The organism is Nitrosomonas sp. Nm132 (genome assembly GCF_900100485.1).
Classification (GTDB): Bacteria; Pseudomonadota; Gammaproteobacteria; order Burkholderiales; family Nitrosomonadaceae; genus Nitrosomonas.
Genome location: NZ_FNDH01000012.1, coordinates 16,612 through 31,144, shown reverse-complemented (window position 1 = coordinate 31,144; position 14,533 = coordinate 16,612). Strand labels below are relative to the sequence as shown.

At 43.0% G+C, this 14,533-nt stretch carries 17 protein-coding genes; 10 read left to right on the top strand and 7 right to left on the bottom strand.

Annotated elements, in window-relative coordinates; translation table 11 throughout:
* Positions 1 to 182 precede the first annotated feature (182 nt).
* Complete coding sequence (locus BLP80_RS06500; protein WP_090541516.1) at positions 183 to 1,079, bottom strand: hypothetical protein; 897 nt, start codon at positions 1,077 to 1,079, stop codon at positions 183 to 185.
* A 121-nt stretch (positions 1,080 to 1,200) separates the two neighbouring features.
* Here BLP80_RS06500 and aat point away from each other — a divergent pair, with 121 nt between their 5' ends.
* From aat to BLP80_RS06470, 6 genes are read left to right on the top strand one after another with little or no spacing between them, the layout of a single operon-like run.
* The gene (aat, locus tag BLP80_RS06495) at positions 1,201 to 1,902 is read left to right on the top strand and encodes a leucyl/phenylalanyl-tRNA--protein transferase (protein WP_090541514.1); all 702 of its coding nucleotides are present in this window, start codon (positions 1,201 to 1,203) and stop codon (positions 1,900 to 1,902) included.
* Positions 1,886 to 2,620 carry an arginyltransferase gene (locus BLP80_RS06490; RefSeq protein ID WP_090541512.1) on the top strand — a complete coding sequence of 245 codons (735 nt, stop codon included), beginning with the start codon at positions 1,886 to 1,888 and terminating at the stop codon, positions 2,618 to 2,620. The genes aat and BLP80_RS06490 overlap by 17 nt, the downstream gene beginning before the upstream one ends.
* A gap of 59 nt (positions 2,621 to 2,679) precedes the next feature.
* Positions 2,680 to 3,705, top strand: a complete 1,026-nt coding sequence (locus tag BLP80_RS06485) for a quinone-dependent dihydroorotate dehydrogenase (protein WP_090541510.1) — start codon at positions 2,680 to 2,682, stop codon at positions 3,703 to 3,705.
* Positions 3,695 to 4,360, top strand: a complete 666-nt coding sequence (gene rsxB / locus BLP80_RS06480) for an electron transport complex subunit RsxB (protein ID WP_371128814.1) — start codon at positions 3,695 to 3,697, stop codon at positions 4,358 to 4,360. Before BLP80_RS06485 ends, rsxB begins: the two co-directional genes overlap by 11 nt.
* A gap of 12 nt (positions 4,361 to 4,372) precedes the next feature.
* Positions 4,373 to 5,044, top strand: a complete 672-nt coding sequence (gene nth / locus BLP80_RS06475) for an endonuclease III (protein ID WP_090541508.1) — start codon at positions 4,373 to 4,375, stop codon at positions 5,042 to 5,044.
* Entirely contained in the window at positions 5,037 to 5,468 is a 432-nt protein-coding gene (locus BLP80_RS06470) for a DUF1841 family protein (protein ID WP_090541506.1), read from the top strand. Before nth ends, BLP80_RS06470 begins: the two co-directional genes overlap by 8 nt.
* Positions 5,469 to 5,571: 103 nt before the next feature.
* On the opposite strand, the gene BLP80_RS06465 is transcribed toward BLP80_RS06470, so the two are convergent.
* From BLP80_RS06465 to BLP80_RS06450, 4 genes are all read right to left on the bottom strand, one after another.
* A complete protein-coding gene (locus tag BLP80_RS06465; protein WP_090541590.1) occupies positions 5,572 to 5,898 on the bottom strand; it encodes a c-type cytochrome in 327 nt (108 codons plus the stop codon).
* 30 nt (positions 5,899 to 5,928) lie between these two features.
* Positions 5,929 to 6,213, bottom strand: coding sequence for a c-type cytochrome (locus BLP80_RS06460; RefSeq protein ID WP_090541588.1), 285 nt, complete (start codon positions 6,211 to 6,213; stop codon positions 5,929 to 5,931).
* Positions 6,214 to 6,370: 157 nt separating this feature from the next.
* The gene (locus tag BLP80_RS06455; protein ID WP_090541504.1) at positions 6,371 to 8,287 is read right to left on the bottom strand and encodes an ATP-binding cassette domain-containing protein; all 1,917 of its coding nucleotides are present in this window, start codon (positions 8,285 to 8,287) and stop codon (positions 6,371 to 6,373) included.
* Between the two features lie 130 nt (positions 8,288 to 8,417).
* The gene (locus BLP80_RS06450; protein WP_090541502.1) at positions 8,418 to 8,855 is read right to left on the bottom strand and encodes an Hsp20/alpha crystallin family protein; all 438 of its coding nucleotides are present in this window, start codon (positions 8,853 to 8,855) and stop codon (positions 8,418 to 8,420) included.
* 458 nt (positions 8,856 to 9,313) lie between these two features.
* Here BLP80_RS06450 and BLP80_RS15610 point away from each other — a divergent pair, with 458 nt between their 5' ends.
* On the top strand, positions 9,314 to 9,478 hold the full coding sequence (locus BLP80_RS15610; protein ID WP_176754293.1) for a hypothetical protein: 165 nt from the start codon (positions 9,314 to 9,316) through the stop codon (positions 9,476 to 9,478).
* A 36-nt stretch (positions 9,479 to 9,514) separates the two neighbouring features.
* On the opposite strand, the gene BLP80_RS06445 is transcribed toward BLP80_RS15610, so the two are convergent.
* The gene (locus BLP80_RS06445; protein ID WP_256324982.1) at positions 9,515 to 10,297 is read right to left on the bottom strand and encodes a hypothetical protein; all 783 of its coding nucleotides are present in this window, start codon (positions 10,295 to 10,297) and stop codon (positions 9,515 to 9,517) included.
* Positions 10,298 to 10,500: 203 nt separating this feature from the next.
* On the opposite strand from BLP80_RS06445, the gene BLP80_RS06440 reads away from it, so the two are divergent.
* Positions 10,501 to 10,989, top strand: coding sequence for a YbhB/YbcL family Raf kinase inhibitor-like protein (locus BLP80_RS06440; protein WP_090541584.1), 489 nt, complete (start codon positions 10,501 to 10,503; stop codon positions 10,987 to 10,989).
* Positions 10,990 to 11,354: 365 nt separating this feature from the next.
* Here the strand turns inward: BLP80_RS06440 and argB are convergent, their stop codons facing one another.
* Positions 11,355 to 12,242, bottom strand: a complete 888-nt coding sequence (argB, locus tag BLP80_RS06435) for an acetylglutamate kinase (RefSeq protein WP_090541499.1) — start codon at positions 12,240 to 12,242, stop codon at positions 11,355 to 11,357.
* A 353-nt stretch (positions 12,243 to 12,595) separates the two neighbouring features.
* Here argB and BLP80_RS06430 point away from each other — a divergent pair, with 353 nt between their 5' ends.
* A complete protein-coding gene (locus BLP80_RS06430; protein ID WP_256324980.1) occupies positions 12,596 to 13,108 on the top strand; it encodes a BON domain-containing protein in 513 nt (170 codons plus the stop codon).
* A 28-nt stretch (positions 13,109 to 13,136) separates the two neighbouring features.
* Positions 13,137 to 14,504 carry an FAD-binding oxidoreductase gene (locus BLP80_RS06425; protein WP_090541494.1) on the top strand — a complete coding sequence of 456 codons (1,368 nt, stop codon included), beginning with the start codon at positions 13,137 to 13,139 and terminating at the stop codon, positions 14,502 to 14,504.
* Positions 14,505 to 14,533: the final 29 nt, after the last annotated feature.

Below are 14,533 nucleotides of genomic sequence, written 5' to 3'. Positions count from 1 at the left end.
ACCAATAGCAGCGGGGCGCAAAGGCTTCGTCACAAAACCATTCTCTAGACACAATGACCTTGCTAGAAACAAGAGAAGAAAAATACAACCAACTTAAAACACAACTACGGACCACAACCGACAACCACGAACACAAACGACAGACGCCTAGTAGATAAGCTTCATCTCCTGAATCTCAGTCGTTAAAAACCAATTCCAAGATACGCGCCTGCAGTTAAGCCACTGAGATTGACACCATCGGTCTTGCCAAATGTCTCGTGATAACGGGCGTCTACTCCAAGATAGAATTCTTTCCAGATTCGATAATCGGCTCCTGCAGCAAACATCATGCCAGGGGCCAAGACTGTAATCGACTCAGTTGGCGGACTAACCACATGGAGCGCAAACCCCGCCGGAATAATCCAGGGTCTAAAATCACTGCCTTCCATGAATTTAATTTTAGGTGCCGCCGACAAAGTAAATTGACTGACTGTCACATCCCGCGGATTCAAAGTTCCACCTGCCAACTGTGTGGGAGCGTTGGCTAGCGCATTACCTTGCGACACACCAAAGCGCTTATATTCAAACATCAATTCAGCAAAGATATCCGTCTTGGGCATCATGCCCCAGACATCTCTTGTTAAGCTCCAATCAAATCCTGCCCCGATATACCAGCCATCATTGTCTCCTGCCTCCTGCGCACCGAGCGGCGCGACATTACTTTGCAGCGTTACGCCATTTCGGCCCTGCAAATTATGCGCATAGCCGCCACGGAAAAAAAGCATATTATGATGGTGCTCACGTTCTATAGCAGACTGCTCTACCTGGACTTGTTTAATTTCCCGATCTCCCCGCACAACATCTTCTTTTACTTTCTTAATCTCCAGCTGATCTTGAGCAGCCTTATCTTTTACTTGATTAAGCTCTGCCCGAATAGCTTTCAATTGATTTTCCAATAATTGGATCTGCTGTTCCAGAGCCCGGGTTGATGTATCGTGCGCAAATGCTTGCGGTGTTACCATCGTCATGGTAATGGTAATGGTAAGTGAACTCACTACTGCACTGACGACTAACCGCATTTTATGACGCAATTGCCTCATTCCACTCTCCTTTTTATTTATTTTATCTATTTAAATAAGCCTAGGATTGATAATAAGAAAACATTACCCTATACACCTTGATCTAAATCAAAGTTTATCTATTTCAGCAGAGAATATACCTATGATTCATTGGCTAACTCCAAATGATAAATATTTTCCACCCCTCGAAATGGCTCTGGATGAACCCAACGGATTAATCGCTGTGGGTGGCAACTTATCATCACAGCGTCTGCTGAGTGCGTATCGTTGCGGAATCTTTCCCTGGTTCAATCAGGGAGAACCGATTCTATGGTGGAGCCCGAATCCGCGCATGGTGCTATTTCCTGACGAGCTAAAAATATCCCGCTCGCTTCACAAAACGCTGAAAAAACACCATTATGAAATTCGTACCGATAGTGCCTTTATCTCGGTCATGCAAGCTTGTGCAGCGCCGCGTAAAGAACAGGAAGGCACATGGATACACCCGGAAATGATTTCAGCCTATACTGTGTTACATGAATTAGGCGTAGCCCACTCGGTGGAAACCTGGATCGAGGGAAATTTAGTAGGGGGGTTGTATGGCATTGCCCTGGGAGAAATGTTCTTTGGTGAATCAATGTTCTCCCATGTTACTGATGCCTCCAAAATTGCCTTTGTCCACCTGGTAAAACAATTGAAATGCTGGAACTTTGGCATGATTGACTGTCAGATGAAAACAAGGCATCTCGCTTCACTAGGTGCCAGGGAAATTCCTCGAATTGATTTTGCCCAAATATTAAATAATCTGGTCATTGCGCCTGAAAAAACTGGAAAATGGTACTTTGATTATGTCTATCCAGAATGATGTTATCTTACCTGTTATGAAATTTCATACTACTGAATTTTATCCATGCAGTTATTTGCCGAGCAAACTTGCCCGCTCACAAATTGCGGTGCCAGATGATCTGATAGATGCGTCCACTTATGCTCAACTGATCAAAACTGGTTTCCGCCGGAGTGGCAGTTTTGTTTATCGCCCAAGCTGCGAACAGTGCGAAGCCTGCGTTCCAGTACGTGTGATTGTTGATCAATTCTCGTCCAGCCGGACACAGCGCAGAGTTTGGAAGCAGCATCAATACTTGGTAGCCACACAAGATAAATTGCATTACCACCCTGATCACTATCGCCTCTATCGACGTTATCAAGTGAAGCGCCATGCTCATAGCGGGATGGATTACGATACCCGTGATCAATACTGCAACTTTTTGCTGCAAAGCAACGTCGATTCCAGGCTAGTCACCTTCCATGAACATGATCAACTACGCATGATCAGCATCATTGATCAATTACCGGATGGTCTCTCTTCGGTATATACTTTCTTCGATCCAGATGCTCCCAATGTCAGTTTCGGTACTTTTAATATTTTGTGGCAAATAGAGCAATGCCGCATAAAAAAACTACCTTACCTTTATTTGGGTTATTGGATTGGAGAAAACCGAAAAATGAGCTATAAAGCTAATTTCCAACCTTTACAAGGTTTAGTGAACGGACAGTGGCAGGCCTTTAGCGCGCCTCAAAGATAATCGTGTAGTCTTCTAGTCCTACTTAATTTCGTCTGCTTTTCAAGGTAAAACAAGCATTAATGCTCTATCGTCTTCTCCGTCCGCTGCTATTCACGCTTGATCCTGAAACAGCGCACACTCTTTCTCTCAGCGCATTGCAGCACATCCAAAACTCTGGATTGCTCCCAGGTCGTTCGTTTGCTTGTAAGCCACGCAAGATAATGGGTTTAGATTTTCCTAATCCTGTTGGTCTGGCAGCCGGATTAGATAAAGATGGCGCTTATATAGATGCACTTGCAAAGCTGGGATTTGGCTTTATCGAGGTAGGCACGGTAACACCCCGTCCACAACCGGGTAATCCGCGGCCACGTCTGTTTCGCCTTCCTCAAGCCCATGCAATTATCAATCGCATGGGCTTTAATAACCACGGCGTCGATCACCTAATAGAAAATATTAAGCGCTCAAATTTCCAAGGGATACTGGGAATTAACATTGGTAAAAATTTCGATACACCGGTAGATAAAGCCGCAGAAGATTATCTGATTTGTTTGCATAAGATTTATCGTTATGCCAGTTATGTGACCATCAATATTTCTTCACCCAATACCCGCAATTTAAGACAATTGCAAAATACTGCCGAGCTTGATCACTTATTGCATATCTTGAAAACAGAGCAAACAAAACTTAGTGATCAACATGGTAAATACACGCCGTTAGTTGTAAAGATTGCACCTGATCTAGAATCACCGCAGCTCGAAGCGATTGCTCTGCTACTGATGAAATACCGAATCGATGGCGTTATCGCTACCAATACGACTATTTCGCGTCAGAATCTAGATCATTTACCCCTTTCCAAAGAAACGGGTGGCTTGAGCGGCGCACCACTCAAAACACTCAGCACCCAGGTAATTAAAAAGCTACATGGCTTACTGCAAGAGGCGATACCTATTATCGGTGTCGGCGGCATCATGTCTGCTGAAGATGCAAAGGAAAAAATAGAAGCGGGAGCGAATCTAATCCAAATCTATACAGGCCTGATTTACCATGGCCCTGATCTGATACGCCAATCTGTTGAAGCAATTTGCACATCCCCTCATGATGGCTGACAAACGTAAATTAATAGAACAAATCGATGCTATTCTGCCGCAAACGCAATGTGGTCAATGTGGCTTCCCAGGCTGCCTACCTTATGCGACTGCTATTGCAGAAGGCCATGCCGATATCAATCAATGCCCACCCGGAGATGTCGAGGGTATCCAGAACCTTGCTGACTTACTAGGCGTAGCATTCAAACCACTCAACACGGCGCATGGCATACCCAAAGCTAAATCGGTTGCTTTTATCAACGAAGAGCAATGCATTGGCTGCACGTTCTGTATACAGGTTTGCCCTGTCGATGCGATTATAGGTGCAGCCAAGCAAATCCATACCGTCATCACAGAAGAATGCACCGGATGCGAACGGTGCGTGACTCCCTGCCCGGTAGATTGCATTAACATGATTCCTATTGCTCCTTATCCTGAAAACCAGGCTCGGGAAATGAAACTGAAAGCTGCAGATCGTGCACGGACGCGTCATCAATTCAGATTACAGAGACTCGATTGCGAAAAACAAAAACAGGCCGAGAAATTTGTACAGAAATCATTAGCAGCAAAAGGATCTCAGCCTGTTACAGGGAATGTTCATCTAAAAAAAGCAGCCGTTCAAGCTGCATTAGAGCGCGCCCTTGCAATCCGCGCTGAGACAATTGATCAGAAATAATTGCTCTAAACCATGAATGCCGCCAAACGTCACGAAATTTTTACGCGCTTCAAAGCCGCCAACCCTCATCCGACAACTGAACTTGAATATACTACCTCATTCGAGTTACTCGTAGCTGTAATACTTTCAGCACAAGCTACAGACAAGAGTGTCAATCTGGCAACAAGAAGACTTTTCCCATTGGCCAATACACCCGAAAAAATAATAGCGCTGGGTGAAGCAGGGTTAAGTAGCCTGATTCAAAGTATTGGCTTATATCGAACAAAAGCAAAAAATATACTGGGCATGTGCCAATTACTTATTCAACATCATCATAGCCAGGTACCGGAAACACGAGATGAACTTGAGAAGTTACCAGGGGTGGGACGCAAAACGGCTAACGTTATTTTAAATACTGCCTTCGGAGAACCGACCATTGCCGTGGATACCCATATTTTTCGTGTCTCCAATCGAACGGGTCTTGCGCCCGGCAGGAATGTACTCTTGGTTGAACATAAGCTCCTGAAGTTTGTACCCGCTGAATTTCGCCATGATGCACATCACTGGCTGATTCTCCATGGAAGATATGTGTGCACGGCAAGAAAACCCGCATGTAGTCGCTGCCTTATCAATGACTTGTGTGAATACAAGTATAAAAACCTAGAAAATAATCATATTGCTGGAATGCCCCCCCTAGATGTTTAATCCAACGAGAGAACAGGTTCGTCAGCTATTCTTCGATACTTGGCGTAAATACCGCCAAAAAGAAATCCTGTCCGGCATTGAAACCATCGCACTGGAAGTAATATTATCCCATCCTGAATATCAACGCATGCTTGATGATAGCGAGCGCTATCATGATAAAAACTATTTCCCCGAAATGGGAGAAACCAATCCCTTTCTTCATATGAGCATGCATGTTGCCATTAAAGAGCAGCTTTCTATTGATCAACCGGTTGGAATTCGCAAGAAATTTGAACTTTTGCTGGAAAAAACCGGAAATGAGCATGATGCCACTCACCTGATTATCGAATGCCTGGCTGAAATGCTTTGGCAGGCGCAGCGTAACCAAACGCCGCCAGATGCGCGGATTTACCTTGATTGCCTGGATAAATGGATAGACAGGTAGATCAATAAAAAAACGGAATGTATGAAACCATACATTCCGTTCTCAGTTTTTATTTCTTCCTGAATAAGCAAGACACGATCTCTCTGCTCATTCTGACAACAAACTATTTCTTCACATATAAACCAGACTGGCTAGAAAAATAAAAAGCCAGGTTTTCGATCTCTTCCTTGCTTAGTGCTGCAGCCATTCCAGCCATGATAGGGTCTTTACGCTCACCTGTCTTATAGTCTTTTAAGACTTTCTCAAGGTAAGTTCTGGGTTGGCCCGCAATTTTAGGGAAATTTGGGGCAGGACTATTACCATCGGTTCCATGACAGGAAGCACACACTTCTTCAGCTTTCTTCTTGCCAGCTTCGATATCAGCTGCAATACCTTGCCCGGAAAAGAGAAATACCACACCGCTAACTGCAGCGACAACAAAATTTTTCATAATCATCTTATCCTTGCATAAATGGGAAAATTAATTACCGGCGTAATAAGCAGCCAAATCTTCAATATCCTGATCGGAAAGGACGGCTGCAATTCCGGTCATAGTAGGATGTTTACGTTCTCCCGATTTATAATCCTTCAGCGCTTTGACTAAATAGGCTTCATGTTGTCCGCCCAATTTCGGAACATGATAAACAACAGGATAAGATGTACGATATCCCTCTATTCCATGGCAACCTACACACATGGAAATTTTGGTCTTGGCTGCTTCAGCATCACCGGCTGCCTGCACTACGCCAGAAAATGCCAGAAACATGCCAGTAGCAAGTAATAATTTAACAGCTGCTGACTTTTTCACTTTGTGCGTCCTCCTCTAAAAAAGCTGAACTTTAAACGATGAACCATGTTAAGTCAATGAATGTAATAGTAATCTCCCTATTGTGGATAGGGAAATCAACAATCTCTTTCTAACTCTATACTGCTGATTGCTTGGATTCCAACTCTTCCCAGCGCGCAAAGCAATTTGCCAGCTCTTGCTCTATTGCAGAAAATCGCTTTTGCAAAGCCCTGCTCTCATCAGGGAAATTTCGATAAATTGTAGGATCACTCAATCGCATAGTAATAGATGATTGCTCTTTCTCCAGTAAATCGATTTTTTCAGGCAAAGCTGCTAATTCACGCGTTTCTTGATAATTCAATTTAATACGAGATATAGATTTAGTTCTTTTATCCTGAGAAACTGTAGAAGATTTAGATACTTCCCCTGCCTGCTGGAGCACCATTTCCCTAGCGTGCTTACTCTGAACCCAATCCTCATACCCTCCCACGTACTCTCTCAAAATGCCATTACCTTCAAAGGTAATCACCTGGGTGACTACATTATCGAGAAATGCGCGATCATGACTGACTAGAAACAATGTACCAGTATAGCTCTGTAGTAGCATTTCCAGTAATTCAAGCGTTTCAATATCGAGATCGTTGGTTGGTTCGTCCAACACCAGCACATTGGCCGGTCGTGTAAATAAACGAGCCAGCAGCAGCCGATTACGTTCGCCCCCTGATAACGACTTGACGGGTGAACGAGCACGCTGTGGGGCAAATAAAAAATCTTCCAGATAACTAATAACATGTTTACGCTCACCATTAATCTCAATGAAATCAGATCCCTGGCTGATCGATTCCACCAATGTCAACTCCTCGTTTAACTGCTCCCGCATTTGATCAAAATAAGCTACTGTTAGCTTAGTCCCCCTCCGTATACTTCCCGAATCGGGCTCCAACTCTCCTAATATGAGTTTCAATAAAGTTGACTTTCCGGCACCATTCGGACCCAGCAACCCTACTCGATCACCCCGCATGATCCGACAGGAAAAATCGCTAATAACAGTCTTATCATCGTAACTTTTGGAGATATGCTCCAGTTCTGCGACTAGCTGGCCAGAGCGCTCTCCCAGCGCGATGTTAAAGTTAACTGATCCGACACGGCCACGTCGGGCTGCACGCTCTAGACGCAATGCTTCTAGTCGCCTTACCCTACCTTCATTGCGCGTACACCTTGCCTGAACACCTTTACGTATCCAAATCTCCTCTTGAGCCAGTGCTCTATCAAATTTCTGATGATGCACTGCTTCAATTTCAAGAAGCTCTGCTTTTTTCTGCTGGTATTCTGCAAAATTACCCGGAAAATTTTCCAGACGCCCGCGATCAAGTTCAATAATTCGCGTAACCACATTATCTAGAAAGCGGCGATCATGCGTGATAAAAATGACACTACCGGCAAAATCTTTGAGTAAACCCTCTAACCATTCTATAGAAAAAAAATCTAGATGATTGGTCGGTTCATCCAGTAACAGCACATCCGGCATAGCTACCAGAGCGCGTGCCAGCGCAACCCGTTTTCTTACTCCACCTGAAAGGCTTTCTATCTGCGCATCTGCAAGCAACCCAAGTCGATCAATCACTGTATCAACCCTGGTTTGAATACGCCAACCATCTTGTACCTCCAGCATGTTTTGCAAATCCTGCAAGCGCTCAAGCAGTGCTTGCGTATTTTCTCCGCTCTCGCTCAAAGCATGAGAAATTTTATGATACTCAAGCAATGCCTGGCTCAGATTGCCAACTCCTTTGGATACTTCCTGAAATACTGTGCTCCCGACCTCAAATTGAGGTTCCTGTGGCACATAGACCAATTTCAACTCCGGTGCATACCAGAGCTTGCCGTCATCCAGTTTAATCTCCCCTGCTATTGCACGTAGAAGACTCGATTTACCACTACCATTACGGCCAATTAAACCTATACGTTCACCTGCATCAAGCTGCAGATTCACGTGATCCAGTAATGCATGATGACCAAATGCCAGACTGGCATTTTCAAGCGTTATGAGAGGCATGAAGAAACAAGAAAATTAGTAAGCGCGCAATTCTTTCATGAATTGGAGGACTCAGTAAAATAATTATTTTACAGGGATGTTTTTTATTCCAGTCATTCCGAAAAGAATGGAGCCCGAAGGCTCCATCTCATTACTCAGGTGATGTTACACTAATCTTCTTCGGCTGAACCGATTCCCGTTTAGGAATAACAATCTCCAGCACGCCATGTTTAGAAACAGCTGAGATTGCGTCGGGGTTTGCTGTATCTGGCAGACTAAAGCGCCGATAAAAAGAGCCATATGTTCTCTCAACACGTTTGTAGCCCTCTTTTTCAGTCTTAGCTTCGGTTTTCTTCTCACCCTTAATCGTCAATACCCCATTCTCCATACTGATATCTATTTCCTCTGGCTTGACTCCAGGCAGATCAGCATGCAACACAAACTTATCAGATGCCTCCTTGATATCCACAGCCGGAACCCACTCTGCCGTAGCAGAGGAACCTTCTCTTGCTACATCACCTCGCATCTGCTCTAGTTCTTTCTGAAGCTGAGTCAATAATCCCCAAGGTTCATAACGAGTAATAGCCATTTAATAATCTCCATATCACAATAAAAGTATAAAAGTACCTTTAAGTCTGGGTATCTCCAAGGAATTTCCTTGCAGCATACTTGCCTACCTCATCTTGCGACAAGATTCTTACATTCAGAAAATGCCTTTGAGAAAATTTTTAGCTTTACCCTGACATTTTCCATTAGCGCTTCTTATTTCCTGATGTCTATAAATTCCGAAAAGCGCTTTGATACTCATCATTGATCATATAAGAAACAATGAGCACTAGTCTTAATATAGGCATACTCATTTTATTTTCAACCCCTGCAAAACAAATTCCGGGCGCGCTATGAACGTACAAAAGCACTAATTGGTATAGAATTCACTCTATATTAATCTTGATAAACTTTTTTCTTCAAGTATTCAGAAAATAGCTGGGAATTCAAAGTAGCTGTAAACATATATAAAATTTTTCAGCATGATAGGGAGCAATAGTTATGATCAGGAACCCTCGTATCAAACGGATTTTATCCATCTCACTATTCATTTTGGGAGGTATACTTATCTTACTGGCACCAGAAAATGCTTGGGTTGGCGTGATTCTTCTTAGTCTTGGCTTGGGTGTAGAAATTGCCGCACTGATATTCAGTCATCGCAAATAAAAATACCCCGATTCCTTATCCCATTCCGCCTTGGAGCTATCCGCTATGTAAATGACGGTCTTTCAGCCTGATTGCTTGATTACGGACTGTATGGCGGCGAATGTCCAACCCTTTCCTAATCAATGCCGCTTCAAAATCACAAAAACTTTCTGCCGCCATCTCGTACTTCTCCCATAGACCTTGTAAATAGGCAATTATCTCACCAGAATCATTGTTGATATTATTAGGAAGATAACCAAGCATCTGAGCCGCTGTGAATGCGAGTGATGAAAAAGGCGGGTCTGCTTTTTGCCACTTGCCACGCAACTCGCGCAAGAAAATATAAGTAGTTACCTTACCTATTCCTTTACCCAATTCCATGATGCGCCGTGCCAGATCACCGGAATCAATAGCAGCCGCATGAAGGATATTAAAATTTCCATCATAGCGTTCAAGCAAAGCACGATTTATATCGAGTAGTTTGGTTGCCGTTTTATAATCATAGCGCACATATCCCCCCTGATCGAGAAGGGCAACAAGCTTGTCCCAGCCACTGTCTATCATTCTCTCTGGCATCAGGATGTCACTATCTGCAAATATGTGCCAGGCACGGGTAGCAATACTTCCCGGAATAGGCGCACCATAGAGTACAGCAGCTATAAACCATTTGTAAATTTCATCAGGATTTAAGCTATGGAGATTAATTCCAAGCTTTGCGGCATAGCTTCCACCCAGTCTCGCTACCAAATCGGGTGGACTTAAAAAATCATTTTCCTCCAAAACCCGGCCAGGATTCAAATCCTCCTTTTTCAGATTAATAATTTCTTTTCCTTTGCTCATACATGCGCTATAAAAACAAGATGATTGATAGCTTGTAAAGAGAAGGCAAGAATATGAAATATTATCGTAAAAATAATCCAGGAAGTATTGGTTGTATTTGTCTTTTCCATCTGGTAATAGTATTCACGATCACGCTTATCTTTATTCCTATTCAAACTAGCCGTGCAGAAATGAGCACGGCTCAAATTAATAAGGAAAATATTATGACCCTTACACTGACATCCTCCTCCTTTTCCCATAATGGTATGATTCCTGCCTCATACACCTGTGACAGCCAAGATATTTCACCAGCCCTTTTATGGTCAGGAATACCCGATCGCACCAAGAGCCTCGTTCTGATCGTCGATGACCCGGATGCACCCGATCCTGCTGCTCCCAAAATGACGTGGGTGCATTGGGTACTATACAACATCCCTCCACAGGCTAATGGTCTGCCTGAAAATGTTGCCGCAAATGAACTGCCAACAGGAACTTTACAAGGAATTAATGACTGGAAGCGCACCGGTTATGGCGGGCCCTGCCCCCCAATAGGCATTCATCGCTATTTCCATAAGCTTTATGCGCTAGATACTGTACTACCTGATTTGAAACACCCTACTAAACTGGAACTGGAAAAAGCCATGCAAGGTCATATTATTCTGTATACAGAATTGATCGGACGTTATCAGCACGACCGTCATAAGAACGATTGAATTAAATTGAGGCTCTACTGCATGGAAGCGGAACGCCTCAAAATAATTGATCTATACTCATCATACTTCAAAGTTCGGTTTTTATAATCCCTCATCCAGCCTTCTCCCAGCGGGAGAAGGTATAGCTGCCGAATTTTGGAGTGTGATGAGTATAATCAACAAGTAGAAAAATATAGTATGGATTCTACATACCATTTCGGACGATTTTCATATCCGCATTATGCTACATGCAACCTACCAGGAGGAATCCAGAATACTGTAAAAAGGAAATAGTTTGATCAGGGAAAAGTCAAATACCGGCAAAGCTGGTGGCCTATCTTTTTGAGTTTTTTAGCAGAAGAATCAAAGAAAAGGATTGAGAACCTTTAATCTTCTTTAATTAACGTGCCTACCCCTTCGTCAGTCAGTATTTCCAGTAAAAGTGCATGCGCTACTCGCCCATCGATGATATGGCAGGATTTGACGCCATTTTTTACTGCATCGAGTGCCGAGCCGATTTTTGGCAACATTCCACCCGAAATGGTTCCATCTGCAAATAATTCATCGACCTTTGTAGCAGTCAGTCCAGTGAGTAGATTGCCGTTTTTGTCTAACACCCCAGGTGTGTTAGTAAGGAGTATCAGTTTCTCAGCTTTCAAAATCTCAGCTAGCTTACCTGCGACCAGATCCGCGTTGATATTGTAGGATTGGCCATCTTCACCCACACCAATCGGTGCTATCACAGGAATAAAATCACGCGTATCGAGTAACGCGATGAGGGAAGGATCGATTTGTTCAATTTCGCCCACTTGGCCGATACTGATCCATTCTCCCACTTTTTCTTTATCTTGGATAAGCATTTTTCTTGCTCGAATAAAAGCGCCATCTTTACCAGTCAGACCCACCGCGCGGCCACCATGACGGTTAATAAGATTTACAATTTCCTTATTGACCAACCCACCGAGCACCATCTCTACGACATCCATGGTTTCAGCATCGGTTACTCTCATTCCTTGAATAAAGACACCTTCTTTTCCAACACGCTTTAGCATCTGATCGATCTGAGGCCCGCCTCCGTGAACGATAACGGGATTCATACCAACCAATTTTAATAACACGACATCACGTGCAAAGCCTTGCTTGAGATCTTCTTCAACCATAGCATTGCCACCATATTTGATGACGATTGTCTTATTATGGAAGCGTCGTATATAAGGGAGCGCTTCCGCAAGGATTTTGGTTTTCTCTTTCGCAGTAGATAAAGATAGCGTCATTTTATATTCCTATGAATATTTCTCAATCAAATGCTTTTTAGCGTATATGGAAGATATAAGTCAGCCTTCGTCACATCAATTTCAATGAATTGGATCAAATTTTATTTACTTTTTATAGCCATGCCCTATAAAACCATTATTGCCGACTGATAAGCTATAATCGAATGTAAATTTATGTTATTTATTCAGAAAAAATTCAATATTATTAGTAAAATTTCTAAAGCTATTTTACTGTAATATCAAGAATAAATTTATTTATACCTAAAGCCTAAGCGAAACTAATGAATTACTCAAAATACTATCCCTTGCCATTGGTCTTACTGCTATCTATCCTGAGTGGCTGTGTACCCCTCATGGTTGCTGGCGTAGGTGTAGGAACTGGAACAGGCGCTTTGATGAACGAAGATCGCCGAAGCAGTGGTATTTTTATAGAAGACCAATCGATAGAACTCAAAACAAACAGGAGAATTAACGAGCAGCTCGGTCGTGATGCTCGTATTAATGTTACCAGTTTTAACCGAAACGTACTCTTGACTGGAGAGGTCCCGAATGAATCTATGAAAAGTGAAGCAGAAAAGCTCGCTATGAGTGTTGATAATGTTCGTAATGTTTTCAATGAAATTTCTATATCCGAAAAAACTGCTTTATCTGTACGTACCAATGACTCTCTGATCACATCTAAAGTTAAAGGACGCTTTCTGAGTGAAAGAAAGTTTCAAATTAATTACGTGAAAGTAGTTACTGAAAATAGCATCGTATATTTACTTGGGCTTGTTACACGCCAAGAAGGAGACAGTGCAGCACAAATTGCCAGCACTACAGCAGGGGCAAGAAAAGTCGTTAAAGTATTCGAATATTTAAATTAACACTACTGATCATCAACTAGTAATGTAAATGCTGCCTTTAGATTTTGTCGCTCAACTTCATAAGCTATTCCCTGCCGAGCGAATTTATACTGACCCTGTTGAATGTTATACATACGCCTACGATAATAGTAGGAAAATTTTCCCACCGGAAGCAGTTGTCTTTCCGCTTACGTCTGAAGAAGTGTTATCAGTAGTTTTACTTTGCAATGCATATAAAGTTTCTCTAACGCCTCGCGGGCGAGGTACAGGCACATCAGGGGGTAGCCTGCCGGAAAGGGGGGGGGTTGCGCTATCATTAGAGCGAATGGTGCAAATCATCAGTGTTGATTCCGCAAACCGAGTCATTGTTGCAGAACCAGGAGTGTTGAATCAGGAAATACAGAATGCAGTCAAACCATATGGCTTCTTTTGGCCTCCTGACCCTTCAAGCGCAGGCTTTTCAAGTATTGGAGGAAACCTCGCTACATGTGCTGGCGGTCCTCATGCTGTGAAATATGGTACAACGCGTGATCACGTATTGGGATTAAAAGCAGTAACGGGGGAAGGCGAGATAATTAAGACAGGCTGCTATACAACAAAGGGAGTCGTTGGATACGACCTCACTCGGCTGCTCATTGGTTCTGAAGGAACTTTGGCTATCATTACGGAAGCCACACTAAAACTGACCCCGTTACCTGAGATGCAAGGTGGTCTGGTAGCGCATTACCGTGATACCAGTAGTTGTGCTGATGCTATTGTATCGATTATGAGTACACCAAAGGGACCCAGTGCATTAGAATTTCTTGATTCGGGTTCATTAAACTTAATACGTGGGCACTTCCCAGATTTATTGCCTGCTAACTCCCAAACAATGCTAATGATCGAAGTAGATGGGTCTCAATATGAAATCTCAGAAACCATTGATGCTATCTTATCGGCATGTTGTAATCCCGGATTATTGCACGCAGAGCGGATAGCCAATCCAGAAAATTTATGGAAAGCCAGAAAGGCTTTATCACCACTTTTACGTGACATTGCACCAAAGAAAATTAATGAGGATGTCGTAGTACCGATAAATACATTACCTCAATTTTTAAGCGAGCTAGCCAAGCTTGCTAGCCAATATCAGATTGCGAATGTAAATTTCGGGCACGCTGGTAATGGCAATATTCATGTCAACCTGCTCATCGATCCAGATAATATGGAAGAAATTCATCGCGCTGAGAAATGTTTGAATGAAATATTTGATCTTGTCATTCGACTTAATGGAACTCTCTCTGGTGAACATGGTATTGGAAGCGAGAAGCGTGCTTACATTCACAAGGAAATTGATACCCCAACATTAGCTTTAATGAAAAAAATCAAACATCTATTTGATCCTAATGACATCCTCAATCCAGGGAAATTATTTCCATGAAATAAAAAACCCATCTACCAAGATGGGTT